Raw genomic sequence first — 24,571 nt, forward strand, 5'->3', positions numbered from 1 at the left:
TATACCCTTCGGCAGGAGCAGGATTGCAATGATTGGGACACTGATCAATGTGGCCTCTATAGTCTTCTTCAGCATTGCGGGAATTGCAATAGGGTCAAAAATTGGAGAAGAGCTGAAGGAATACCTGATGAAAGTTCTCGGACTCGTTGTGCTTTTAATTGGCGTTGAAATGGCATTCGAGACGACAAACTTTGCCATTCTGACTCTGACCATTCTGACTGGCTCGGTCATGGGAAGTGTGATGAAAATTGAGGAAAGACTCGAAGAGATAGGACTGAAGATAGAAAGGAAATTCGAAGGTTCGAAGTTTGCTGACGGATTCGTGGCATCAACACTTCTTTTCTGCGTTGGTTCGATGGCAGTCATAGGTCCGATTCAGGAAGCCCTCACGGGAGACAGCACACTGCTCATGACTAAGGCCATGCTCGATGGCATTGCATCCCTCGCCCTTTCCTCCGCTCTCGGGATAGGCGTCGCCTTTTCAGCAATACCTGTGCTGCTGTATCAGTCCTTTTTCTATTTTACGGCTCTTGGGGTGAGGGAATACGCCACAGACCTTTTGATAACCGAGCTTACTGCAACAGGGGGCGTTATGATAGCCGCAATAGGGATAAACCTCATGAAGTTGACAAACATGAAACCCGGAAACATGCTTCCCTCTCTCCTCGTTCTTCCGGTCTATCTGAAAATCTTTTCCATACTCACAGCGGTGATGTCATGAGGGTCATGCTGACAGTAATCATAGATGGCGTGAACAGAAGTGTTTACGAAAAACTGAAGTTCTGAAAATTGCAACCCGTGAATTTGAGAAAAAAATTGAAATAAATTTGAAAGTTGAGATTCTGTCAGTTCTCTCTTTTACGCCGTCCTGTCATGTATATTCCCAGCAGGGCGGCAATCGCAGTTATTGCACTCACCACTCCAAATCCTGGCGTCGATTCTGCTTCTCTCTCTGCACTCTCTGCATTAGCCTTCGGTGTGGCTTTACCCTCTTCTGCCAGTGTTTTGATGTTCTCTATCTTCTTCTGTGTGTCGTACCATGCTATCATCCTGCCGTACTTGTCCATGACCGTGTCAACGATACCGCTCCAGTGGGCAAAGTCGTAACCCATCATCGAGGCACCCATCTTCCATCTCCTGCCATCGTGGTGCCAGATGTAGTACCACATGAGTTCAGGATACTCGTCCAGCGGGTTGCTCTTGTCTGCAAGCCCCTCGTCGTAGATTTTCTGTAGGAATTCCTTTGCCGACTTGGCAACTACATTGTAGTCCTGAACCGACTGATCAAATTCCACAAAGTATCTGTCAACCCATGAAGGTGAGTGGCACCCTCTGCATACCTTCTTCATCTCCTCCCTGTTCTGACTGGCTTTTTCCCCGTCCGGCTTGGCCTTGCCCACAGGCACGAGATTGGACGGATACCACTGAGGAGTGCTTATTGCAGGCTGCAGTTCCCAGTAGAGCCTCTCTCCAACGTCGTGGGTCGTTCTGGCTCCATTGAACCCACTCATGTGGCAGACCGCACATGTCGGTGCAGGAGTGTTCTCAGGCGTTAATCTCTCCTCTTTCAGGAAGCTGTGGTTCTCGAGGCTGTAGTAAATATTTCCGTGCTTGCTCTCCTCATATATCTCAATCTGCGGGTGGTCAGGACCGAGATGGCACTGCCCACACGTTTCAGGCTTTCTCGCCTCAGCCCTGTCAAATTTGTGCCTTGTGTGGCATGCGGAACAGCTCCCCAGACTGCCGTCGGGGTTCATCCTGCCAATGCCGTTGTTGGGCCATCCCTTGACAATCTTTCCGTCCTTGACAATCACAGCACTGCCATGACAGCCCTCACAGTTCAGCGTGTTCTTGTAGCCATCAATCTCGTCGAGAAGTCCCACCCTGTCGAGAATGCCAGATGCTGGGAAAAGGGCTGAGACCGTGTTGCCCATGTGTTCGTATGGGTCCTCTGCAAGAAAGACGTCGTTCGTAGGAGCCTCGCCTTCCTTAACAAGGCCCTTTGAGATAACATCCCTGTACCATAGCTTGTAGGGGCCTATGAGTGCAGTCCAGGCGTGTTTGCTCCTCATGAACTCCTCGTACTCCTTCGGGTGGCACTTCTGGCAGTGCAGTGGTGAGACAACAGGGGTTATTCTGTAGCCATTGTGGTTAATAACGCTTGGATCGTTTATACCCTTAATCTCACCGTGACAGTCCAGGCATGTAACTCCTGCCTTTGCCATTGCAGAATCCTCGTACTGGCTGACTATTCCAGGAGTTACGGATTTGTGGCAGCCAATACAGGGCTCTTCTGCAGATACAATTGCTGTCAATGCCATTATGGCTATAAGAGCAGACAGTATTGCCCTCTTCAATTCTCTCACCTCCGGTGAACAATAGTCTGCTATGGTTTTAAAATTTACGATAATTTAGTTAATTAAAAACGAAATCTCGTAAAAACCCGTAAAATATTTATAAGCGTTGCTTCAAATTCACTGTCTGTGCCTGTCTCCCTGACAGATAAAGAGCTAAAAATAATCTCAATTCTGAAAAGTGGCAGTAAAATGAGTGCAGGGGACATTAAAAGGGTCTTTGAGAGCAGAGGTGAACAAATCCCATATACAACGATATCCTCAGCTCTTGAGAAGCTTTATTCAGAAAAAATTCTCGACCGGGTGGAAGTAAGGTCAAGGGGGAAATACGGGAAAAAGTATCTGTATTATCTGAGCGAGGACTTCACTTCTGTGGATAATCTTGGTCCAGTGGCAGATATGGTTAAAAGTCTTTTTTCGGCCATTGATGGGGTTCATTCGAGCGATTCCGTGGCATTTGTAGATCGGAATGGGATTCTGACGTTGCTCTATGGCAACGGCCGGATTATTAACGACAGTGGAGTAATTGGTAAGAGAGTTGACAGTTTCCATTCTGGAGTAACGGCAAAGTTCGTCAGACAGATTTTTGAGGAGCTGAAAAGCAAAAAGAGAGATTTTTTCAGGAGAGTCGTTAATTTCGAGGGCAGGAATTATGAAAAGTATTACTGCGGAGTTTGGTCCTCTGATGGTGAGTTTCTTGGAGTTCTGGTTATAACGAAGGTCGAGGGGAATGCGGAGAAGCTTCCGCGCGAGATTATGTACCCGTGAAGCAATTTCTCTTTAAACTCTGGCCAGTTTTGCAGGCACCCTTTTTGAACAATCACGCCTGGTTAGATTTCCTCTATGAGCTGATGGGCTGGTGTGAACAGTCTTTTCTTGATCAGGTATGTTGCATAAACTGCTGCGACAATACCTGAGCTGATGATCATGAAGAATATGGCTATCTGGTAGACCGTAGCAGTTACTGGGTTGATTCCGGCCATGAGCATTCCAGTCATCGCACCGGGGATGAATATTATGCCAAGAGTCCTCATGTTGTCTATGCTCGGTATAAGAGCAGATTTTATTGAAATTCTTTCATACTGCTCCATTGCCAGCTGGGCAGTGGCGCCGAGAGCAAGCATGGCCTCAATCCTGTTTCTGTTGTTTCTGACCTCACTCAAGAGCCTGTTGAGCGTCAGTGAGCAAATGTTCATCGCATTACCAAACGCCATGCCTGCGAGTGGGATAACGAACTCCGGTTTCAGAGGTATCACCCTGAGGGCAGTCATAACTGCAAGTGATACTGCGGCACCCACTGCAATGCTCGGTGTGGTTATCCACACCGCACCCGGTATGCCAACTCTCTTGGCGGAGGTGTAACCAGCAAGCAGAGCCATGGCGATGAATATTGGTATGGCGAAAGCGGGCCATACCGGTGATGTGAAGACGTATGTGAGCACTGCTGAAAGAATCATGAGCTGGACCAGACCCCTCAAAGCGGCGGATGAAAAATCCATGGCTATTCCGATTTTTCTGAGGTACGACACGGTTATGACAAGGATTGCAAGGGTTGAAGCGGAGATGAGCCTGACCAGAGGTTCAGCGTACATATACATCTCCCCACGACACTCTTCCGGGCACGTTAATTGCAACGATTCTGCCAGCCTTCATAACTGCAACTCTGTCTCCAATCCTTTTTGCCTGCTCGACGTCATGGGTTACCCATAAAACCGTCAGCTCTCTTGCCCTCACCAGTTTTAATATAAGGTTTTCAATTTTTCTTGCATTTTCAGGGTCTAATGAGGCCGTAGGCTCATCGAGAAGCAGAATTTCGGGTTTTAATGCCAGAGTTCTCGCTATAGCAACCCTCTGCTGCTCACCACCACTGAGCTTGCCCGCATCTTCATCGAGGAGGTCACCAATACCGATTTCTGCGGCCAGCTTTTCAACAGTCCATTCTATGCTCCCATCTTTGCTAAAATGTTTGAGACCCCAGGCGATGTTTTCTCTGACACTCCCTTCGAACATTACCGGAAACTGAGAGACCATTCCTACGATTCTCCTCAATCTGATAGGATCGTAATCTCTGATGGATATACCATCTATCAGTATCTCTCCATCATCAATTTCTGTCAATCTGTTGATGCATCTCAGAAGCGTTGATTTGCCGCTGCCTGATGGCCCGGCGATTACCATGACTTCTTTTTTTGCCACCGTTAGATTGACACCCCTCAGGATTTCTTTCCCCTTTATGTTTTTCCTCACATTCAGTAGCTCGATCATTCCAGTACCTCGCTGAAAAGCTCTTTGATCTTATTTTTGGCAATTTCGAGCATTTTTGATCCATCTTCTGTGGTTCTGTACACTTTTCTCACTTTTCCACTCACAACGATTTTTCTTGACTGGAGCAGTCCATCTCTCTCCATTTCGTGAAGTATTGGGTAGAGTGTTCCGGGACTTAGGGAGTAACCGTGTCTCTCAAGCTCTCTCATCATCCATGCCCCGTATATTTCTCCCTTCGATGCGTGGTACAGGATGTGTATCCTCACAAAACTGAGGAAAAGTTTTCGTTCAAGCAAGGTATCACCTTCCGTTATCGACTTTCGATATTGAGTAAATAAATGTTTCCTGCCGTAATGTGTTACAAAAATGAGGTCTTGCAAGGTGCACCAGATAGCTATATCCGGATTACATCAGACTCATTCTGTCGGCTTCTCTGCTGATGCAGTGGATCAATTATCTTTCTGGAGTGCAGCAATCTTCCGATGGGGTTTCAGGAATGGCTGCCCGGGCGTCTTCCGCTTTGGCTCTGGTTTCGAGGATCTTATTTATAAAGTTCGTATAATTGGGTTTGCAGCACCTCCCTGACGGGTTTGTGATAAGACAATGCCCTCCGTTTCCTATTCCTGTCATTCTTTCCACCTCCTCAACGCTCCTCGCCCCTCTATCTATCGCTTCAATTACATCTTCCTCTGTAACCTGCTTGCAGTAGCACAGCGGCTTTGGTGAGCCTTTCTCCTTGAAAAACACCTTTGTTTTCACTTCTTTAACTGTGAATGTGACCTTTCGGCTGAAATACACGACATCGCAATCCGGGTTCGGGCAGAAGTGGAAGTCATCGTCTATAAGGTGCCAGTATTCGGGATCGAGGTGGTTACCGAGCGTTATTTTCTTCACCTTCCAGCCTTTCGTTCCGCAAACGCACTTCATCCTGCCACCTCTTCTGTACTGTCTGACTCAACAGTTTTTAAGGATTTATCAGCATGTTTTTTTATATTCTGTTCGTGCTGGTGATGGGTTGAGGGACTCATGTCTGCTGAAAATCTTGGTCAGAACTGCATCGGTCTGGATGGTGCCGGTTGTCCGGATGGAACATCCGATTCTGTAAAACCATAAGTTTTTATTAAGAAACCCCGATTGGGAACCATGCGCACTGTCACCATATATGACACCACTCTCAGGGATGGAGAGCAGATGCCGGGTATCTCTTTTCCCAAAAGTTACAAGATTCAGATAGCCAAGCAGCTTGACAAACTTGGGGTTGATGTTATTGAAGCTGGTTTTCCCGCCGCAACACAGGGAGAGTTTGAGGCGGTAAGGGAAATAGCGAACCTTGGACTTAACGCCAGAATCAGCGGACTGGCGAGGCTCGTAAATGAGGACATCGACAGGGCGATTCAGGCTGATGTTGATATGGTTCACATATTCATCTCAACTTCAAAAATTCAGATTGAACATACCGTTAAGAAGACCAGAGAAGAAATCGTTGAGATGGCCGTTGAGGGCGTGGAATATATAAAATCACATGGCGTTGAATGCATGTTTTCTGCAATGGACGCCACAAGAACTGAGGTCGAATACCTGAAAACGATTTACAAGGCTGTTGAGGATGCTGGCGTTGATATAGTCAACGTTCCCGATACGGTTGGAGTTGCGACACCATTTTCAATGTATGAACTGATCTCAGAGCTTAAAAAGGCTCTTGAAGTTCCCGTGGATGTGCACTGCCACAATGACCTCGGTCTGGCCGTGGCGAATACCTACGCAGCCGTTAAAGCCGGGGCGGATCAGGTACAGGTTACGATAAATGGTATTGGAGAGAGAGCAGGAAATGCGAGCCTTGCGGATGTTGTTATACTGATAAAAGCGGTTGAGGGACTTGATACCAACATAAAAACCGAATACCTCGTTGAGACTGCAAGGCTGATCGAGAGGCTTACCGGAATCAAACTTCCTCCAAACACCCCTATAGTTGGGGACAATGCATTCAGTCATGAAAGTGGAATTCACGCCCATGGTGTGCTGAGCGAGGCAACGACCTTTGAGCCGGGAATCGTAACTCCTGAAATGGTTGGACACAGGAGGCGGATTGTCGTCGGAAAGCATGCCGGAAGGCACCAGATCAAGAAACTGCTTGAAGATGCCGGATATGCTGTCGGTGATGATGTCCTCACGAAGATTGTGGATAAGGTAAAGGAGCTTGGAGATAAGGGCAAGAAGATAACAGATCTGGACGTTATAACCCTCGCCGAAGTTCTGATGGGTGAGGTCAGGAAGGAAGAGAGAGTCATACAGCTGGACGAGGCGACGGTAATTACAGGAAACAGGATCACACCAACAGCCGTGATAAATGCTGATGTCAACGGTGAGAAAAAGATAACCTCTGCAATAGGGGTTGGACCGGTTGATGCGGCTTTGAGGGCTGTTGCCGAGCTTGTGGGAAAACAGATAAGGATAACTGAGTTCAGGATGGACGCAATAACCGGAGGGAGCGACGCTCTTGCGGAGGTGTATGTGACTGTTGAAGACGAGGAGGGAAGAAGCTTCACCTCGAGAGGGGCAGGAGCCGACATAGTTATGGCGAGCGTGGATGCCGTCATAAACGCGGTGAACTATCTGATGAAAATGAGGAACAGATGATGGAGTTGGCAGACATACACAGCCACCTGAATTTCGGCAATTTCAAAAAGGACAGGGATGAGGTGATAAGAAGGGCGAAAATTGCAGGGCTATCTTTTATCATCGATTCCGGTTTCGATTACGGTTCAAATGAAAAATCCCTCATCATTTCGAATGAGTACGAGGGCTATGTCTTTTCGACTCTCGGTTTTTCCCCAAACAGGATTGGGAAGTCTGACTACAGGTATGTTACCGGTCAGATTTCGGAGAATCTGGACAGCGTAGTGGGGATTGGTGAAATAGGGATCGATCTGAAAAAGGCACAGGCTGATTATGAAACGCAGAAAGAAATATTTCTCCATTTTCTTGAGCTGGCTGAGGAGTTTGAGAAACCTGCAGTTATCCACGCAAGGAAAGCTGAGGAGAAGGTGTTTGAGCTTCTGAAGGGCAGGGATGTTGTGGCGGTTTTTCACTGCTATACTGGGAGTGAAAAGCTTGCCGGGAGGATTGTGGATGCAGGGATGTACATCTCACTCTCCACACTCATCTGTTATTCTGAAAATGTCCAGAGGGTTGCTGAGGTGGTGGAGCCTGAAAACGTGATGTTTGAAACAGATAGTCCTTTTCTCTCTCCTCTTAAGGGCAGAAATGAGCCTGCAAACGTGCAGCTTGCATATCAGAAATTTGCGGAAATCAAGAACATGAGTGTGGATGAGGTAGCCATTAAACTTATAAAAAATGCAAGAAATGTATTCAATATAGTTTGATGTTGCATCCATGGCATCGATTGGTGGTGATTATGGCGATAAAGTCCACACTGAGTGTGTCGAAGATTCAGAAGTTTAAGAAGATACTTTCGTCAAGAAAAGAGGGTAAAAAACGGATTGGTGTTCTGGTCGATGGTCCTAATGTTCTGAGAAAAGAGTTCAATCTTAATCTAAAAGAAATACGGGATATTCTTTCTGAGTACGGGGATATAAAGATTGCAAAGACGTTTCTGAATCAGTATGCTGGAGAGAAGCTGGTTGAGGCTATTGAGAATCAGGGTTTCGAGCCGATAATAACCTCTGGAGACGTTGACGTGAGGATGGCCGTCGAGGCCATGGAGATAATCTACAACGATTCCATTGATGTCCTTGCTCTTGTTACGAGAGATGCGGATTTCAAGGCGGTCCTCAAAAAGGCCATGGAACTGGGTAAGGAGACCATAATCATAGGTTTTGAGCCAGGTTTTTCAGCTGCTCTCAAGAACTCGGCAGATATTGCCATAGTTCTGAATGAGGACGAATATGAGGAAGAGTAAGCTTTTCATTTACGAACATGGAGTATGCGGTGAGGCACTCCCGGAGAGCATTGCTGTTGAAGGACTTGCCATGTTCAAGAGCATGCTCGATTTCTCTGAATACTATGACCTTGTATCTTTCGTAAGGCCGGAGTTCAGATCGTTTTTCAGGTTTGGAGACGGGAATTTTGATGAAGCTCTTGAAATGGCGGATCATGCGTTAATTGTGGCTCCTGAAAACGACTGGATTCTGCACGATCTGACGGAAAGGATTGAAAAGGCGGGAGTTGAGAATCTTGGAAGCTCTTCAAAGGCCCTGAAGATAACCTCGGATAAATGGGAACTTTACCGTAAACTGAAAAATAGGGTCAACGTTCCCGAAACGTCACTGAAGGAGCTGGATTGTGAGTATGTTGTAAAGCCGAGAGTGTCGTGTGGAGGAGATGGGATAAGGGTGGGTGGAGAGGTCCCTCAGGGACATGTTGCCCAGGAGCTTGTTAACGGAAAACATCTGAGTTTCAGTTTTTATGTAAACGATGGCGAGATACACCTTCTTAGTGTTAATGAGCAAATTCTCAAGGATTTTGAGTACCGGGGAGCGGTGATTCCCGCCGAATATGACGGAGATGCAGCGGAGGAGGCTATCAGGGCTGTAGAGGTCGTGGAGGGTCTCAACGGTTTCGTCGGAGTGGATGCTGTTGCCGGCAGTGAGACGTTCGTGATTGAAATAAATGCCAGACTGACAACGCCATCGGTTGCGTTCAAATACGCTTACGGGGTGGGCTATGCTGAAATGAGGGAGATGATACTTAAGAATGGCCATGCTGAATTCAGGCCATTGAGGAGAATCATGCTTTTGAAAGGTAAGGGAGATGGATACGTTCAGCATGGAGAACATTCCATAATTTTAAAAACAATTCAGGAATTCTGAAGTCAAATGTTTACGATTATCGTTCCCGCTCACAATGAGGCGAAAAGGCTGGAAGAGAGTATTGAAACACTTGTGAATTTTTTGAAGAAAAATTTTGACGAATTTGAGATAATCATAGCTGAAGATGGCTCCACTGACGGCACTGACAGAATAGCACAGAGCTTGGAGGAAAAATACTCTTTCGTCAGGCATCTGCACAGCGATGATCGGCTCGGAAAGGGCAGGGCCATTTTTGAAGCTGCGAAGATTTCGAAGTTTCCTGTAGTTCTGTATATGGATGCTGACCTCTCGACCGATCTAACACACATAAGGGATTTGCTCATTGCCATTGATGGGGGTTATGACATTGCCATCGGTTCGAGGCTGGTCAGGGGGAGTGAAATTAAAAGACCGCTGAAAAGAGAACTTCCATCCAGACTTTACAATCTGCTCGCAAGAAAAATGCTCGGTTCAAATATAAGGGATCATCAGTGTGGCTTCAAGGCTTTCAGGAAGGACGTGCTGCTTAAGCTCGGGGAAATGGCGAGAGATAACCACTGGTTCTGGGATACGGAAATACTTGTTCTCGCTCAGAAAAAGGGATACAGGATAAAGGAAATCCCGGTGAGATGGAAACATAATGAGGGAAGCTCAGTTAGCGTTATGAAAACCTCTCTTTATCTGTTCTCAAGTTTGCTCAGACACTCTGAAAGGGCGTTTCTGTACTTTTCCATAGGGGTTACCTTTTTGATCTTTGCAACGCTTGTGTACTTTGCAAATCCGGATAAACTGGTTCAGTCCTTCAGAGCTCTGAATTATGTAAACATCCTCATCGCATTCCTCATTTATCTTGCGTCTTTTCTCCTCAGGGGGGTGAGGTACGAGCACCTCATGAAAAACATCGGGGGTAGTGCAGGAGTGGGATATGCGGTGATGGCGACTGCCATAAGCCAGACCCTCAACATTCTCACGCCGGTGAGGATTGGCGATCTGGGAAGGGCTTATGTTTATTCGAGGAAGGGCATTTCCTACCAGACCAGCTTCAGCGGGCTTGCTGCTGAAAGGATATATGATGTGATTGCGATCCTTATAATAGCGTTTTTCAGCATTGCTTTTGTTGGAATGGCGTATTTCAGGATGCTTTTTTATGCAGTCATATTTCTCGGAATAATTATTGCTGGGGTAATCTTTCTCTCAAAGACGAGAGGATATGTGGCGAAGGTGATGGGGGACGCAAAGGGTCTGATATTTTCAAGAATGGCATTGTTTTTCATCCCTCTTTCCCTCTCCATATGGATGGTCGATGTTTTCGTATGTTATATTGTCCTCAGGTCTTTCTCCGATGTCCCCCTGTATCTCCCTGCATTTGCAGTGGCGATGGGAAATGTCGTCAAAATCCTGCCATTGACTCCTGGAGGAATCGGGACGTATGAGGCAACACTAACTCTGATCCTGAGTTCGTGGATTGCCCGGGATAAGGCACTTGTCGTGGCAATAGCCGATCACGCCATCAAAAACATCGGCACTCTGGTGCTTGGTTTGCTGTCTTCGATAAAACTGGGATTGAGCCTGAGGGAGATGAGAAAATGACTGACGTCGTTTCCGGTCTGATAGTACTTGTAGTGGCCATGGTCTTTCTCTCGAATCTGTTTGAGCATTACTACATTTCGAAACTGCTTTCAGTTGTTCTGCTGTCTTTCATAATCTATGCTTTAGCCCATTTCACCGACTTCAGCACGGCATTCATGATTTCCATAATTGCGGTATCTGCCCCCATTGCTTATCGTATGTGGAAGAGGAGGTTCAGGATAGACTTTGAGGTTGAAGCTGTCTTTATCCTGGCATTTGCATTTTTCCTTTTCCTGAGAAGCCTTGTTCCCGACATCAACGGGGCGGAGAAGTTCATGGACATGGCATTTCTCAACTCGGTTCTGAATGCTGAACGTTTTCCGCCACCTGATCCGTACTTTGCAGGTGGGATGCTGAACGTGTACTACTACTTCGGCCACGTGCTTTCTGCGGTGATCGTGAAACTCTCAATGCTCCCTCCTGAATATGGTTATAACGTTGCCATGGCTTTTTTTTCGGCTGCAAGTGTTTCTGCCGTTTATGGACTGGCAAGGGATATGGGTGTCGGCAAATTTGCGGTTGTTGTCCTTATTGCCGGAGTTCCGTATTCTGTTTATGAGCTGTTATCAACTCTTTCGACGGGAAATCTCCCCGGGTATCTGTTTTACTGGAATTCAACGAGGATATTTTCTGACAGCACTTTTGGCCATGCCATAACTGAATTTCCTTACTTCAGCTTTATCCATGCAGACCTGCATGCTCACGTTATAGCAATTCCCCTCAAAATACTGTTTATAGGGATTCTTTACAGGTTTTACAGAGAAAATGAGTATGCTCTTGCAATTTCTCTCATGAATTTCGCCCTTTTTGCGACGAATTCCTGGGATGCACCTGCTTTCTTTCTGCTATCCTCCGCTCTTCTGATTTACAAGGACAGGAGTTACTGGCCAATCGTGGCTCTGTCTGCAATCCTTATCCTGATCTTCAGACTCGAAATGAATGCGAATGCTACCTTTAGCTTCTCAACTGAGTTCAGCAGTATAACTGAGTTTTTGCTCTTCTGGGGTTTCTTTGCAATCCTGCTTTATGCGAGGTATTATGGGGCTGTGAGGAATAAGCCTGTGTATCTTCTGATTGCAGTGCTTTCGCCGGTTTTTCCTCCGGCCATTTTCTTCCCGATTCTGCTTTATGCAGCTGAAAAAAGGGAATTTACCGATTTCCTTGTAATGCTTTCGATCCTCACAATCGCTGGGTGTGAGGTTGTTGTTATAGATTTCAGAATGAACACGTATTTCAAGTTCTATCTTCTTGCCTGGACGCTGCTCATTCCTGCTGCCTCAGAGGGACTCAGAGTAATTTATGAAAGGCGGAAGAGTATAGCCATACTCATCATGGCGCTGATGCTTATTTATCCAGCTGTCGCAACACCCGTAAGGCACTACAAGCACGAATTCTCTCTGGATGGACTTAAGTTCATGCGGGACAGCTATCCCGGGGATTATTATGCTGTGAAATTCCTTTACGGAAAGAATGCGGTCGTTATCGAGGGAGTGGAGGGCAGTTATTCCTACGGCGGAAGGATTGCAACCTTTACCGGGAATCAGGCAGTCATAGCCTGGCCAAATCACGAGGTGCACTGGAGGGACAACGGTGACGAGCTTTCGAAGAGAATATCTGATGTGAGGGCAGTGTACACATCCTCATGCCCGGTTTCTCAGGAAATAGCGAGAAAGTATGGTGCCGGATATATCGTATATGGTGCTTATGAGCGGAAACTTTATGGTGAAAGCAATTTCAGCTGCATGGATAAGGTTTTTGATGAGTACGGTACTGAAATTTACGAGGTGGATTGAAAAACCTCTTCGGATGGTGTGAAACAGAACCTGCCGTTGAAGCACAGTCCTCCGTTACCAATCCAGTACCTGCAGGAATACCAGTGGCATTCTCCGGGCAGAATTTTTCGTTTGTATTTTTCACACAGCATGTTATATTGCAAAATATGCACAGATGTATATATCTGTTTCTGTGTGTCTGAGAGACTGTGTGAACTTATGTACATGAACAGGTTGCTGACAGCCATCCACTTTAAAATTCTATTCCTGCCTTTTCCATGGAGATTTCAAATTCTCTCCTGATCCTGTTCTTTCTGTAACCCATATCGATCCTGTCCCACGGAAATTCATAGTCTGGGGAAAACCCTTCGAGGAATCTTTCCAGCCGGAATTTTCTGATCGTGCTGAGTCTAAGCTTTCTGTCCAGAAAATCTCCGATGCTTTCGTCTCCACGGGAGATTACGGTTTGAACTGCAAATCTTTCAATGCTCTCGATTTCCACATCTGCAATTCTTCTCAGCTTGGAGTACAGGTAGTCTCTTTTCTTTTTCAGCTCTTTTATATTCTCCATTGCGTTTTTCGACAGGTCTCCGCCATAAGGCAGCCACTGAAATGGCGTATGGGGTTTCGGGACAAGCGGGTTTATGGAAACCTGTACACTCTTTCCGAGATTTCTTATCTTTTCTACCATCCTCACAATTTCGTCCAGGTCGCTGTAGGTCTCTCCGGGCAGACCGAACATGAAATACAGCTTGATTTTTTTTGCACTGGAGATTTCTGCGGCCTGCATGACATCTTCTTCGCTTATGCCTTTGTTCAGGACCTCTCTGAGCCTCTCGCTTCCGGCTTCCGGTGCAATGGTCAGGGTTTTAACCTCACCCAGGAGTTCTGCATGTTCCTCATCAAACCTGTCAGCCCTGATGGATGATGGTGAAACCTCATAGCCCAGATTCTGGAGTTCGGAGACTATCTCAAGGAACTCGGGATGATCGGTGGGCGATGGGGCTATCAGGGCAACCTTACCTGCCAGTCCGATGTTCTCCTCGGCTATCTCGATTATGCTGTCTCTGCTTCTCCATCTTGGCGGCGAGTAAATCTGTCTGACAATGCAGAACCTGCAACCTCTCGGGCATCCCCGCCCCATCTCTATCAGTATTGCCTTACCGTACGCTCCTTCTGCGACAATCTGCCTCTTCATCTCTGTGTCGAGGCTAACAGATCTCCGTTTATTCGAGCGGGGAAACAGACCTTCGACTGATTCATCCTCTATTATGCTTTTCACAGCATTTTCTGCCTCACCGATGAATACTCTATCAAAGTGCTTCAGGTACGGGAACGGATTCTGGATTATGCACGGACCTCCTGCGATTTTTTTACCTGCGAACCCGGATGAGTTCAGAATTCTGAGTGCGCTGAACGCATCCTCTTCGTACTGTATCGAAAACAGCGCCACGTCAAATTTTTCGAGCGGCGTAGCGGATTCAACACTTCTCAAGCCGTTGAACACATCTGTGTAAAATCTCTCTGCGATGTAATTTTCTTCCCTGTTTATTTCGAAATACAGTCTCTGAATTCCTGTGTTGCTTATCCCGCCAACGTATCTGTTTGGATAGATGACTGCAATTCTTCTGGCTTTACTTGAAAATTTTTTAAAAAAGGGGTTGAACTCTCTCATTCCAGCGCCTTACTGCCTCTCTGCATCGCTATTTTTCCTGTTCTCGTAACTTCCTTTATCCCGTACTGCTTCATCAGGTCTATGAATGCGCTGATCTTGTCTTCATCTCCGGTAACCTCTACTATCAGCGAGTCTCTTGCCACGTCCACTATTCTTGCTCTGAATATGTTGGCTATCTCAATGATCTCTGCTCTGCTCTGAGGTGTTGCGGAGACCTTCACCAGCGCGAGCTCCCTTTCAACTGAATTTTTGCTGACATCACTGACCTTTATAACCTCGATCAGCTTGTTCAGCTGTTTTGTAACCTGTTCGATTGTCCTGTCATCTCCGGAGACGACAATTGTCATTCTCGATACTCCATGTTTTTCAGTAATTCCGACTGCCAGGCTCTCGATGTTGAATCCTCGTCTTCTGAATAGCCCCGCAACTCTGGCAAGGACTCCCGGGCGGTCTTCAACAAGAACTGCTATTGTGTGTCTCATCTCTCACACCTCCTCGTCGATAACCTCGTGCAGAGCAGCTCCAGCCGGCACCATCGGATAGACGTTTTCGAGCCTGTCAACCCTGAAGTCTATAACCACCGGGGCGTCGATCTCGAACGCCTCCTTAAGAGCGTCCTCGACCTCCGACGGTTTCTCGACGGTCATGCCCACAGCGCCAAACCCCTCGGCAATCTTTTCAATGCTCATTTCCTTGCACCTGAGACATGTTGCAGAGTAGCGCTCGTCGTAGAACAGCTCCTGCCACTGTCTGACCATTCCGAGGAACATGTTGTTCAGAACTGCCACCTTCACATTGATCCCGTAGTCAACGCAGGTTGCGAGCTCCTGAACGTTCATCAGGAAGCTGCCATCTCCGGCTATGTCAACAACCTGTTTTTCCGGAAATGCTGTTTTTGCACCCATTGCTGCCGGAAAACCGAAACCCATCGTTCCGAGACCGCCGGACGTTATGAACTGCCTCGGCCTCTTGACCTTAAAGTACTGTGCAGCCCACATCTGGTTCTGACCAACTTCTGTTGTAATGATCGCATCTGGCTGAAGCTCCCATATCTTTTCGATAACATACTGGGGTTTGATTTTTTCATCATCCTTCCTGTATCTCAGAGGGTATGATTTTTTCCAGCCTTCGACCCTGTCCTCCCACTCCTTTCTTTTTCTGTAGGTTATGTTGGTAATTAGCTCCTGAAGAATCAGCTTTGCATCCCCCACAATCGGAACATCTATCTCAATGTTCTTCCCTATCTCGGCGGGGTCAATATCTATGTGGATTATCTTCGCATCGGGAGCAAAATCGGAAACCCTTCCTGTCGTCCTGTCAGAGAACCTTATTCCAATGGCAATCAGCAGGTCGCTTTCCTGGACGGCGTAATTTGCATACTTTGTACCGTGCATTCCTATGAATCCGAGGCTTAGTGGATGGGTTTCGGGAATCGCACCCTTGCCCATGAGGCTTGTCGCAACGTATGCTGGAATTGTCTCGGCAAGTTTTGTAAGCTCTTCACTCGCGTTGGAGAGTATGACTCCGCCTCCCGCAAGAATTACCGGCCTTTCGGCCTTCATTATCAGTTCGGCAGCCTTCTTTATCTGTCTGGGATGTCCCCGGTACTTTGGCCTGTATCCCGGGAGAGTGATTTTTTCAGGGTAATCGAATTCAACCTCTGCTGTTGTAACGTCTTTTGGCAGGTCTATCAGCACGGGACCCGGCCTTCCTGTGCCTGCAATGTGGAATGCTTCTTTTATTGTTTTCAGAAGCTCATTTTCGTCCGTAACCAGATAGTTGTGTTTCGTAACAGGCATGGTTATTCCAGTTATGTCCGCCTCCTGAAATGCATCGTTACCAATTAAACTCCTTGCAACCTGTCCGGTCATTACGACGATGGGTGATGAATCCATGTATGCCGTGGCGATTCCTGTAACCGTGTTTGTTGCCCCCGGACCGGATGTGGCAAATGCAACACCCACCTTTCCAGAGGCTCTCGCATATCCGTCTGCTGCATGCACTGCTGCCTGTTCGTGCCTCGTCAGGATGTGTTTTATGCCAGAATCGAATAGAGCATCATACACTTCTATTATTGCGCCTCCCGGTATTCCGAAAATGTGCTTAACACCCTCTTTTTCCAGAGCTTTGATAATAGCATCAGCCGCTCTCATAAACCACCACCACTAACATGGAAAATTCAGCATACTACTACACTCAAAAAGAGATTGCACAGTTCTGCTAGTCTGCTGCACTTTCGCATTGACCCAACATCTGGGAATGAATTTAAATAGTTTTTCATGGTTTTCAGACGAATTGGTCTGTTACAAATAAAAAATGAATTCATGAGGCTATGAACAGCAGAAGGTAGACCGCAAAGATCAGACAGACTATCAGCACTCCGTAGCCTGCACTGAGCTCCCTGAGCCTCACACTCGCTATTGCCTTGAACTTCGATGTCATCTCGAGGAACCTCCTGTCCAGCTCCTTGGAAAACTCCGTGAACCTCACACTGTAGTCAATGAAGTATCTTCCAAGGACTCTGGGCAGCCAGTCCGTGTCGAGAACGATTTTCGCCTCTCCTCTGAGCTTGTCCCTCATTAGCCAGAAGGCGAAGAACGTGAATAGCAGCAGCTGGCTCATTGCCAAGACCTTTGCCGGGGCGTAGGGATGGTACTCGACCGGATACGGCAGTATGGAATACAGGAGCTTGTATCCGGGATACGTTCCAAAGAATACATTCAGCAGTGCAAGTATCGCCATTCCCGCAAGCATGTTCTTCGGCGGTTCTCTCGCCTCGATTTCGGGCTCCTTGGAGAACCACACGTTCCAGGGCAGCTTCAATCCCGTGTGCAGGAATGTTCCCACACTCGCACCCTCGAGCAGCAGCCATACCAAAGGCAAATTAGCCTCAGCCGAAGCATACACTGTCATGTTCTTGCTCACGAATCCACTGAAAAGCGGGAATGCCGAGATGGAGAAAGCTCCGACCATGTACAGCCAGAAAGTTATCGGCATGTATCTGTAAATCCCGCCAAGCTCCGTGAACTTGCTCCTGCCTGTAACGTGTATGACCGCACCCATTCCCATGAATAACAAAGCTTTGTACAGGATGTGCGTGAAGGCATGAGACGTCGCGCCGTTTATTGCCATTGCTGTGCCTATTCCCACTCCCGCGACCATGTATCCGACCTGGGAGATGATGTGGTACGACAGCAGTCTCCTGCCATCATTCTCCAGGACGGCGAAGATGACTCCGTACATGGCCATTATCGCACCAAGCCACATCAGAATTTCTTCTCCTGCAAACCCCCTTGCGAGGGTGTAAACGGCGGTCTTTGTCGTGAAGGCCGTGAGATACACCGCTCCTGTAACCGTCGCTTCAGGATAGGCATCCGGCAACCAGGCATGCAGTGGTGGGACCGCAGCGTTTATGATGAATCCGAGCAGCATGAGGTAGTATGCGTAACCGATGGATGGGTCAAAGTGGTAGAATGCTATGCTTCCGGTCTGGAAGACATACATTACGATACCTGCAAGCAGGCACAGACCGCCAAAGAGGTGCCAGAGGGCATATCTGAACCCGGCACTCTCTGCACTCTTAGTCCTTCTGAACCAGATCAGGAACAGGGACGCAAGAGCCATTATCTCCCAGAAGACGTAGAGAGTAAAGACGTCACCTGCAAAAACCGCTCCGAGAGCGCTGCCGACGTACATCATCGCCGAAAAATGCTCGCGTCTGTCGGCATGAAGGGCATAGACGTTCATTGCTATTGCAGCGAGGGAGAAAACATACGCAAAAACCATTGCAAGCCTGTCCACTCTTGCAAGGACAAGCTCGTAGTCGAGGAAGTGCAGCTTCAGTGCTGTGAACGGGATTTCCCCAAAGTAACCGAGGGATGTTAGCAGGAGTATTGACAGGGATGAAAGAGGGAGCAGAATGAACAGAATCTGCTCAGCTCTCCTTGACCTGATGAATGGAATCAGGAGGGCTCCAAGAATTATGACAATACCGGGGTGAATCCAGGTCATTCATCTCACCTTCCCAATCTTTCGTAGTAGTCCTCGTCCCTCATTATGAACCTGCCAATGGACTTTGACACGACAACGAGCAGAATGCACATGACGAAGCCGTAGGCTGCGCTGAACGCCGGAATTTCCCATGAGAAGTGATGCTCTGGATGGGCAGCGAAGTAGTATGCGATGTCTGCAGTGATCAGGAGTGCTGCAATGGCGTACAGGTACTTCATCCACCTTTCTGCATCAAGCTCAATCATATTCCACCACCCCAGACGTCGTTTACCGCTATTCTCGCCAGCTCGAAAACGTTCAGAATGTCGGGATTCAGGAAGAGGATTATCGAAAATGCTGCGGTCAGGGCGAGTGGCACCACCATGTACAGGTGGTACAGCCTGCCCCTCTCGTCGAACTCTCCGTCTGGCTTCCTGAAGAAGGCATTCCTGATGATCGGGAAGAAATAAACCACATCGAGGAGCGATGCCGCCAGAATGGCTGCGAGGGCAATCAGGTTGTTGGCACTTATGGTGCCGAGAGCTATGTACCACTTGCTTATGAACCCCGCCACAGGGGGAAGACCGCTCATTCCGAAAGCACCGATTGAGAATGCTGCAAATGTTACGGGCATTGCCCTCCCAAGTCCGTCAAGCTGACTCACCCTGTCCTTACCGGAAATCACTGCTATTGCCCCGGCACACAGGAAGAGCGTTATCTTCATGTAGCCATGGAATGGAATGTGCATTATAGCCCCTGCAAAGGCCAGAGGGTTCAGCATTGCCGCTCCCACTAAGATGAAGGAGAGCTGGTTTATTGTGGAATACGCTATCCTCCTCTTCAGGTTATCCTCTCCAATCGCCAGAATGTTTGCCACAATCATCGTGAATCCTGCTATGATGGCGAGAATCGCACCAAGGTTTAGACTGGAGGCGAGATTGGGGCCGTAGATGTAGTAGACGACCCTTATCACTCCGAACACTCCCGCCTTAACAACCGCGACAGCATGCAGCAACGCCGAGACGGGGGTTGGGGCAACCATCGCCGTTGGGAGCCATGAGTGCAGGGGCATGTATGCAGCCTTGACGAAACCGAGGAGGTAGATTATGAAGAGTATTCTCAAAATCTCTGCAGGCCCGTTGATGAAGCCCCCTGCCTGAAAGTCAGTTGTTCCGGTGAGCCAGTATGTTATGGCGAGTGCAACGAGGAGCGCGGCTCCAGAAGGCAAGAGGTAGGCGAGGTACCTCCTTCCACCAGATATTGCCTCGGGTGTTTCTTCATGGGCAACAAGCGGGTAGGTGCAGATTGTTAGGAGTTCGTAGAAAATGTAGAATGTGAGCAGGTTCTTTGAAAAAGCGATACCAAAGGCCGAAAATATCGCAACGGCGAAGCTGAAGTAAAACCTCGTCTGAGCGTGCTCGTTTAAGGCACGCATGTAGCCGATTGAGTATATCGAGACCAGAATCCACAGCGAGGATGAGGTTATGGTGAATATCATACCGAAAGCGTCAACCCTGAAGGCAAAGTCAAGTCCTGGAGCGATGTGGAAGAGCGTAACTTCGACCGGAGCCTGCATAACCTCCTTAGACAGCGGGACTATGGCGAGGAAGCTCACGACGGAAGCGAGGATTGTAACGCTCTCCCTCAGATTTGGATATCTGCCGGTGAGCAGTATCAGAAGTGAGGCGATACCGGGGGACAGCAGAGCAATCAGCACAAGCGCCTCAGCGCTCATGGCACCACCCCTAAGGTTTTCGCAATCGTGTCGAGCATCGGCATGCCAGCACCGCTGAGCCAGAACAGTCCGAAGGCTATGGTGAGGAACGACAGGAATATGGCCGGCAGGAGCATCTCAGCCGGAAGTTCTTCTCTTTCCTGCTCATGGTGGTGGTCGCCCTTCATGTACATGGTCTCGATCACTCTCCAGAAGTAAACGAGGCTGAGAAGAGAGCTTGCAACCATGACGAAGATGTATGCTATCTGTCCTGTTTCGATGGATGCAAGGATTATATAGAGCTTCGTTACGAAACCAACCGTCGGGGGGATTCCGATCATCGATATCGCGGCTATGGTAAACGCTGCTGCTGAGAATGGCATTTTTCTCCCAATCCCGGCGAGATCATCGATCTCTCTGAACCCGAACTTGTAGATGAAGCCGCAGGCGACCATGAAGAGTGTCGCCTTCATTATGGAATGGTTGAGGAGATGCACAACGGCAGCGCTCAACCCCCACTTTGTGTGAAGAAAGGTCATGCCAAGAACTATGTAACCGACATGGGAAATTGAAGAGTAGGCGAGCATCCTCTTCAGACTCCTCTGCATTATGGCAAACACAGAACCCAGAATTACTGCCAGAGCGGCAATCCAGGCGATGAGAGTCCATACCTGAACGAACCTTTCCAGGAAGCTGACGGTGAAGACGGAGAAGACCACCCTTATCAGAGCATAGGCATTTATCTTGGCCATTGCCGTGGATATCAGCACCGTGACAGCGGAGGGAGAGTGTTCGTAAGCGTCAGGCTGCCAGGTGTGGAATGGAAAGAGAGCCATCTTTATCGCAAGCCCAATGAAGTAGAACACAAATGAGGCCTGCACGACCCTGTTCTCGTAAACTAGGGAGAGCAGGATCCTCGCGTCGAGCATGTTCAGGGTGCCTGTCTCCGCGTAGAGAAAAGCCGTTCCGAGCAGATAGAACGAGATTCCGACAGTCCCGAGGATGAGGTAGTTGTATGATGCAACGAAAGCCTTCCTGCCAGCCATTGCTATCAGCGCATAACCCGCGAGCGAGGCTATCTCAAGGAAGACGAAGAGGTTGAAGAGGTCTCCGGTAACGGAAACGCCAACCAGTCCAGATATCATCAGCTGCCAGAGTGTGTAGAAGTACGGCCACTTGCTCTCCTCGATTTCTTTTTCCACAACTCTCCTTGCGTAGATGGTTGCGAGAAGGCTGAACACGAGGACGATGGACAGCATGTAAACTCCGAGCTCGTCAACCACATACTCTATGCCCCACGGAGGTCTCCAGCCGCCCAGCCAGTACCTTATCAGCCCGTTTTTCAGGATGTAATTCAGCAGAATTGCGGAAAAGATCAGCTGGATGATTATAGTCGCGATAGATATGTAATATCCGGCTCTTCTGCTGAATATTCCCGATATCAGGATCGTGAAGGATGCTAACAGGGATATCGCAACAATCAATACTGGCAGGTGTTCCATCATTCTACCATCTCCCTCAGCTCTTCTTCGTCAAGCGTTCCGAACTCTCTGTAGATGCGAATCATCAAAGCAAGAGCTAAAGCGAGCGTTGCCGCTGAAACGACAATGCCCGTCAGCACCAGAACGTGGGGGACGGGGTTGACGTACATGTAGCCGTGCTCTATTCCCTTCTCCCAGACTATCGGCGCTGTCCCGCTCTTGAGGCCGAGCGTGTTCTCGATATCTCTTCCAACATCGGCCATGGATATGAAGAGCAGGAATATGGCCGTCTGGAATATGCTCAGCCCGATTATCTTCTTCACGAGGTTGTTGTAGACTATCGCCCCATACAGACCAATCAGCATGAGCACGACAAAGCTCCAGTAGTTGTAGCGCTCAAGGAACAGCTCAATCACGTCCATCCTCATCACCCTTCCACACGAGGTCGAAGAACAGCGAGGTGAAGCTCGCAGCCACGGTTATACCTATTCCGACCTCAATCACGTCAGCAATCAGGATCCCCCTCGCAACGGTGTGGGGTACGAACAGGCTGAGAAACGTTGCAGAGTAGTTCAGAAACTCGGCAGAGCCAAGACTGTAGAGCACGGTGAGCACTCCGACTCCGGCGTATATGTAGAGGCCGAAGCTCTTGAAGGCCGTGTTCCAGCTTTCAGGAGCTTTCTCCCTGCCCTTCTCTGCCCCGAAGGTTATGGCGTAGAGTATGAAGGATGCGGCGAGAATGACACCGCCCTGAAATCCACCTCCTGCTCCCTCAGTTCCCGTCATGACGTAAAAGCCGTAAAGCTGGATGAACGGGAGCATGGTTCGTATGGTTGTTTTGATGACCACGTTTACGTCATCACTCAAGGTATCCCCTCCTCAGCAGTGCTGCAACGCTAACCGCTGCTGTGAAAATGACCACGGTTTCTCCAAGCGTATCGTAGCCTCTGTAATCTGCAAGACCTGCCGTGACCATGTTGGGCGTGTTCATCTCCTCTTCGCTCTTTTCCTCCCACCTCACCGGAATGGAGTACCTGTACACCTTCAGCTCCCCGTTCGATGATTCGATGAAGTAGAGCTTCTCCAAATTGGGGAAGAACTTCTCGTTCTTCTCAATCAGCACATCCCAGCCATGCTCTTCTTCGTTCCACACAATCCTGTAAGTCCCATCCTCGAGGGGTGGCCAGTTGCTGGCTGTGGTGTACCCGATGGACTCTATTCTGCTCCTGATCTCATCGGGAAGAACGCCATTTTCGAGCTGTGTAGAAATTCCGCTGTCTTCGAGGCTGAAAAGCTCGATCCACTTGTTTGGAGGGGATTCTGGCTCTCCAAATGGGGGCATGTCTTCAACGACGTAAATGAACAGACCAGCGAGCATGAAAACAGCCATTGCTCCAACAACCGCCTTTGAAACGTTGATTTTGCTCGTGTCAAACCTCTTTAGCCTGGTGAGGCTTGCGACCATCAGGGCCGTTGATGCTCCCGCGCCAATGGCAGCTTCTGTGAAACCCACATCCACAGAGTTCATCTGGACGTAAATGCATGCCATGACGAACGTGTATGTGCCGAGGATTGCGATGGAGGCGAGTAAGTCTCTCACCATCAGTGCTGAAACCGCGGATACTATCAGGAAGATTATCAGGGCTATATCAAGCGGAACTATCATGCTGACCCTCCATAAAGACATGGGCTATCTTGTTCTGCATCGTCTGCTCGACCAAGAGTGGTTCAGCCAGTTTCCTGTCTATGGCATGAACCACAAATTTCCCCTTCTCCGGCTCAACCAGTATGGTTATCGTTCCGGGAGTCAGGGTTATGGAGTTCGCCATGAATGTCAGAGCGAGATCTCCCCTCAACGGGGTTTCGAATTCAACAACCACGGGGTCAAGGGGCATTTTCGGGTGTATGGCTCTCCATGCAACATCAAGGTTGGCGAGGACAATCTGCCAGAGCTCCCAGGCTATGTATGGTATTGCCCTCAGGAATTTCACGTGCCACTTTCTGCTCAGGTCAAATATAACGTTCCTCGACAGGTATGTGGTGATGAGGGCAGCAGCTATGCCCTGGGAGATGTGAATCGCATTGAAGTGGCCCGGAGCGTCGGGTGAGATGGCCCAGGCTGACAGCAGAACCCAGAATACGAACATCGTCACGAAAGTGAGTATCAGAGATATTTTCCTGTCCAGATTCTCGCTCATTGAGACTCCTCCTTCTTCCACATCTTGACCCCTGTGAGGTACGCTGCCCTGATCAGCGCGTGAGTGCCCACGGGATTAGCGAGCAGTATGAAGAACGACAGGAAGAGCAGCTTGACCGAGAGGAAAGAGAAGCCCTCATAGACCATGAAGCCCAGAATTATGAGCACCTCTCCGAGAGTATCGCATTTGCCTGCCGCATGCAATCTCGTGTAGAAGTCCGGAAATCGAATGATGCCGAGGGCTCCGGCTATCATGAAGAATACGCCGGAGAACATGAGCAAGGCTGAGACTACGTGTAGGGCTTCCATAACTCTCCCCTTTCAATATACTTGGCAACTATCAGTGTACCAACAAAGTTCAGCATAGCATAGGTCAGAGGGATGTCAACGAAAATCGGCCTTTCAAAGAGGTAGCCGATGACAACCAGAAGCACCACGACCTTCGTGCCTATGACGCTGGTGGCCATCAGCCTGTCGAGGGTTGTGGGGCCTCTGAAAACCCTGTACATTGTCATGAGAATTGACACTGTAATGAGAATGCCGACAGCGAGGAAAACGTCAAGCATCTCCATAGTGGATTTTAACTCCAATAATCAATATAAATAGGTTTCTAAAAATTCCTGAATGCCAACATCGTGAAAATTGAAAATGTTACACGATACTGCTGTCTTTAAATGTTTTCCGGG

General features: G+C 48.4%; 26 protein-coding genes and 1 pseudogene. 9 read left to right on the top strand and 18 right to left on the bottom strand.

What is annotated here, in order from left to right:
• Positions 1-28 precede the first annotated feature (28 nt).
• The gene (locus GACE_RS02135) at positions 29-721 is read left to right on the top strand and encodes a DUF554 domain-containing protein (protein WP_048090806.1); all 693 of its coding nucleotides are present in this window, start codon (positions 29-31) and stop codon (positions 719-721) included.
• 124 nt (positions 722-845) lie between these two features.
• Here the strand turns inward: GACE_RS02135 and GACE_RS11135 are convergent, their stop codons facing one another.
• A complete protein-coding gene (locus GACE_RS11135; protein ID WP_148305896.1) occupies positions 846-2,357 on the bottom strand; it encodes a multiheme c-type cytochrome in 1,512 nt (503 codons plus the stop codon).
• Between the two features lie 126 nt (positions 2,358-2,483).
• Here GACE_RS11135 and GACE_RS02145 point away from each other — a divergent pair, with 126 nt between their 5' ends.
• Positions 2,484-3,122 carry a PAS domain-containing protein gene (locus GACE_RS02145; RefSeq protein ID WP_048090807.1) on the top strand — a complete coding sequence of 213 codons (639 nt, stop codon included), beginning with the start codon at positions 2,484-2,486 and terminating at the stop codon, positions 3,120-3,122.
• 62 nt (positions 3,123-3,184) lie between these two features.
• Here the strand turns inward: GACE_RS02145 and GACE_RS02150 are convergent, their stop codons facing one another.
• From GACE_RS02150 to GACE_RS02165, 4 genes are all read right to left on the bottom strand, one after another.
• Positions 3,185-3,946, bottom strand: coding sequence for an ABC transporter permease (locus GACE_RS02150; RefSeq protein WP_048090809.1), 762 nt, complete (start codon positions 3,944-3,946; stop codon positions 3,185-3,187).
• Positions 3,936-4,619 carry an ABC transporter ATP-binding protein gene (locus GACE_RS02155; RefSeq protein WP_048090811.1) on the bottom strand — a complete coding sequence of 228 codons (684 nt, stop codon included), beginning with the start codon at positions 4,617-4,619 and terminating at the stop codon, positions 3,936-3,938. Before GACE_RS02155 ends, GACE_RS02150 begins: the two co-directional genes overlap by 11 nt.
• Complete coding sequence (locus tag GACE_RS02160; protein ID WP_048090813.1) at positions 4,616-4,915, bottom strand: PadR family transcriptional regulator; 300 nt, start codon at positions 4,913-4,915, stop codon at positions 4,616-4,618. The genes GACE_RS02155 and GACE_RS02160 overlap by 4 nt, the downstream gene beginning before the upstream one ends.
• A 157-nt stretch (positions 4,916-5,072) precedes the next feature.
• Positions 5,073-5,546 carry a (2Fe-2S)-binding protein gene (locus GACE_RS02165; RefSeq protein ID WP_052400183.1) on the bottom strand — a complete coding sequence of 158 codons (474 nt, stop codon included), beginning with the start codon at positions 5,544-5,546 and terminating at the stop codon, positions 5,073-5,075.
• Between the two features lie 216 nt (positions 5,547-5,762).
• Between GACE_RS02165 and GACE_RS02170 the strand changes: the two genes are divergently transcribed.
• From GACE_RS02170 to GACE_RS02195, 7 genes and pseudogenes are all read left to right on the top strand, one after another.
• Positions 5,763-7,256 carry a 2-isopropylmalate synthase gene (locus tag GACE_RS02170; RefSeq protein WP_048090815.1) on the top strand — a complete coding sequence of 498 codons (1,494 nt, stop codon included), beginning with the start codon at positions 5,763-5,765 and terminating at the stop codon, positions 7,254-7,256.
• Positions 7,253-8,002 (top strand): TatD family hydrolase, encoded by a 750-nt coding sequence (locus GACE_RS02175; RefSeq protein ID WP_048090817.1) that lies wholly within the window; start codon positions 7,253-7,255, stop codon positions 8,000-8,002. Before GACE_RS02170 ends, GACE_RS02175 begins: the two co-directional genes overlap by 4 nt.
• 32 nt (positions 8,003-8,034) lie before the next feature.
• Positions 8,035-8,538 (top strand): TIGR00288 family NYN domain-containing protein, encoded by a 504-nt coding sequence (locus GACE_RS02180; protein ID WP_048090819.1) that lies wholly within the window; start codon positions 8,035-8,037, stop codon positions 8,536-8,538.
• A gap of 82 nt (positions 8,539-8,620) precedes the next feature.
• A pseudogene (locus tag GACE_RS12005) lies at positions 8,621-8,821 on the top strand (ATP-grasp domain-containing protein); the annotation flags it as partial.
• Between the two features lie 18 nt (positions 8,822-8,839).
• Complete coding sequence (locus GACE_RS02185; protein ID WP_394324670.1) at positions 8,840-9,448, top strand: ATP-grasp domain-containing protein; 609 nt, start codon at positions 8,840-8,842, stop codon at positions 9,446-9,448.
• A gap of 6 nt (positions 9,449-9,454) precedes the next feature.
• Positions 9,455-11,017, top strand: a complete 1,563-nt coding sequence (locus tag GACE_RS02190; RefSeq protein ID WP_048090823.1) for a flippase-like domain-containing protein — start codon at positions 9,455-9,457, stop codon at positions 11,015-11,017.
• Complete coding sequence (locus GACE_RS02195; protein WP_048090825.1) at positions 11,014-12,849, top strand: DUF2298 domain-containing protein; 1,836 nt, start codon at positions 11,014-11,016, stop codon at positions 12,847-12,849. Before GACE_RS02190 ends, GACE_RS02195 begins: the two co-directional genes overlap by 4 nt.
• A 232-nt stretch (positions 12,850-13,081) precedes the next feature.
• Here GACE_RS02195 and GACE_RS02200 read toward each other — a convergent pair whose 3' ends face one another.
• The 13 genes from GACE_RS02200 to GACE_RS02260 form a co-directional block, all read right to left on the bottom strand.
• Complete coding sequence (locus GACE_RS02200) at positions 13,082-14,503, bottom strand: radical SAM protein (RefSeq protein ID WP_048090828.1); 1,422 nt, start codon at positions 14,501-14,503, stop codon at positions 13,082-13,084.
• Positions 14,500-14,985, bottom strand: a complete 486-nt coding sequence (gene ilvN, locus GACE_RS02205) for an acetolactate synthase small subunit (RefSeq protein WP_048090831.1) — start codon at positions 14,983-14,985, stop codon at positions 14,500-14,502. Before ilvN ends, GACE_RS02200 begins: the two co-directional genes overlap by 4 nt.
• A 3-nt stretch (positions 14,986-14,988) precedes the next feature.
• Entirely contained in the window at positions 14,989-16,656 is a 1,668-nt protein-coding gene (locus GACE_RS02210; protein ID WP_048090833.1) for an acetolactate synthase large subunit, read from the bottom strand.
• Positions 16,657-16,825: 169 nt separating this feature from the next.
• Positions 16,826-18,514, bottom strand: a complete 1,689-nt coding sequence (locus GACE_RS02215; protein WP_048090835.1) for a Na(+)/H(+) antiporter subunit D — start codon at positions 18,512-18,514, stop codon at positions 16,826-16,828.
• 5 nt (positions 18,515-18,519) lie between these two features.
• A complete protein-coding gene (locus tag GACE_RS02220; protein ID WP_048090837.1) occupies positions 18,520-18,759 on the bottom strand; it encodes a hypothetical protein in 240 nt (79 codons plus the stop codon).
• Positions 18,756-20,228: a monovalent cation/H+ antiporter subunit D family protein gene (locus GACE_RS02225; protein ID WP_048090839.1), complete on the bottom strand. Its 1,473-nt coding sequence runs from the start codon at positions 20,226-20,228 to the stop codon at positions 18,756-18,758. The genes GACE_RS02220 and GACE_RS02225 overlap by 4 nt, the downstream gene beginning before the upstream one ends.
• Positions 20,225-21,712, bottom strand: coding sequence for a proton-conducting transporter transmembrane domain-containing protein (locus tag GACE_RS02230; protein ID WP_048090841.1), 1,488 nt, complete (start codon positions 21,710-21,712; stop codon positions 20,225-20,227). Before GACE_RS02230 ends, GACE_RS02225 begins: the two co-directional genes overlap by 4 nt.
• Positions 21,709-22,110, bottom strand: coding sequence for a sodium:proton antiporter (locus tag GACE_RS02235; RefSeq protein WP_048093523.1), 402 nt, complete (start codon positions 22,108-22,110; stop codon positions 21,709-21,711). The genes GACE_RS02230 and GACE_RS02235 overlap by 4 nt, the downstream gene beginning before the upstream one ends.
• Positions 22,097-22,555 carry an MnhB domain-containing protein gene (locus tag GACE_RS02240; protein WP_148305898.1) on the bottom strand — a complete coding sequence of 153 codons (459 nt, stop codon included), beginning with the start codon at positions 22,553-22,555 and terminating at the stop codon, positions 22,097-22,099. Before GACE_RS02240 ends, GACE_RS02235 begins: the two co-directional genes overlap by 14 nt.
• Positions 22,548-23,354, bottom strand: coding sequence for a hydrogen gas-evolving membrane-bound hydrogenase subunit E (gene mbhE / locus GACE_RS02245; RefSeq protein ID WP_048090845.1), 807 nt, complete (start codon positions 23,352-23,354; stop codon positions 22,548-22,550). The genes GACE_RS02240 and mbhE overlap by 8 nt, the downstream gene beginning before the upstream one ends.
• Positions 23,338-23,886, bottom strand: a complete 549-nt coding sequence (locus GACE_RS02250; protein WP_148305899.1) for a Na+/H+ antiporter subunit E — start codon at positions 23,884-23,886, stop codon at positions 23,338-23,340. The genes mbhE and GACE_RS02250 overlap by 17 nt, the downstream gene beginning before the upstream one ends.
• Positions 23,883-24,194: a monovalent cation/H(+) antiporter subunit G gene (gene mnhG / locus GACE_RS02255; RefSeq protein ID WP_048090847.1), complete on the bottom strand. Its 312-nt coding sequence runs from the start codon at positions 24,192-24,194 to the stop codon at positions 23,883-23,885. Before mnhG ends, GACE_RS02250 begins: the two co-directional genes overlap by 4 nt.
• Entirely contained in the window at positions 24,176-24,457 is a 282-nt protein-coding gene (locus GACE_RS02260) for a monovalent cation/H+ antiporter complex subunit F (RefSeq protein ID WP_048090849.1), read from the bottom strand. Before GACE_RS02260 ends, mnhG begins: the two co-directional genes overlap by 19 nt.
• Positions 24,458-24,571 lie beyond the last annotated feature (114 nt).

The sequence above is a fragment of the Geoglobus acetivorans genome, from assembly GCF_000789255.1.
Classification (GTDB): Archaea; Halobacteriota; Archaeoglobi; order Archaeoglobales; family Archaeoglobaceae; genus Geoglobus; species Geoglobus acetivorans_B.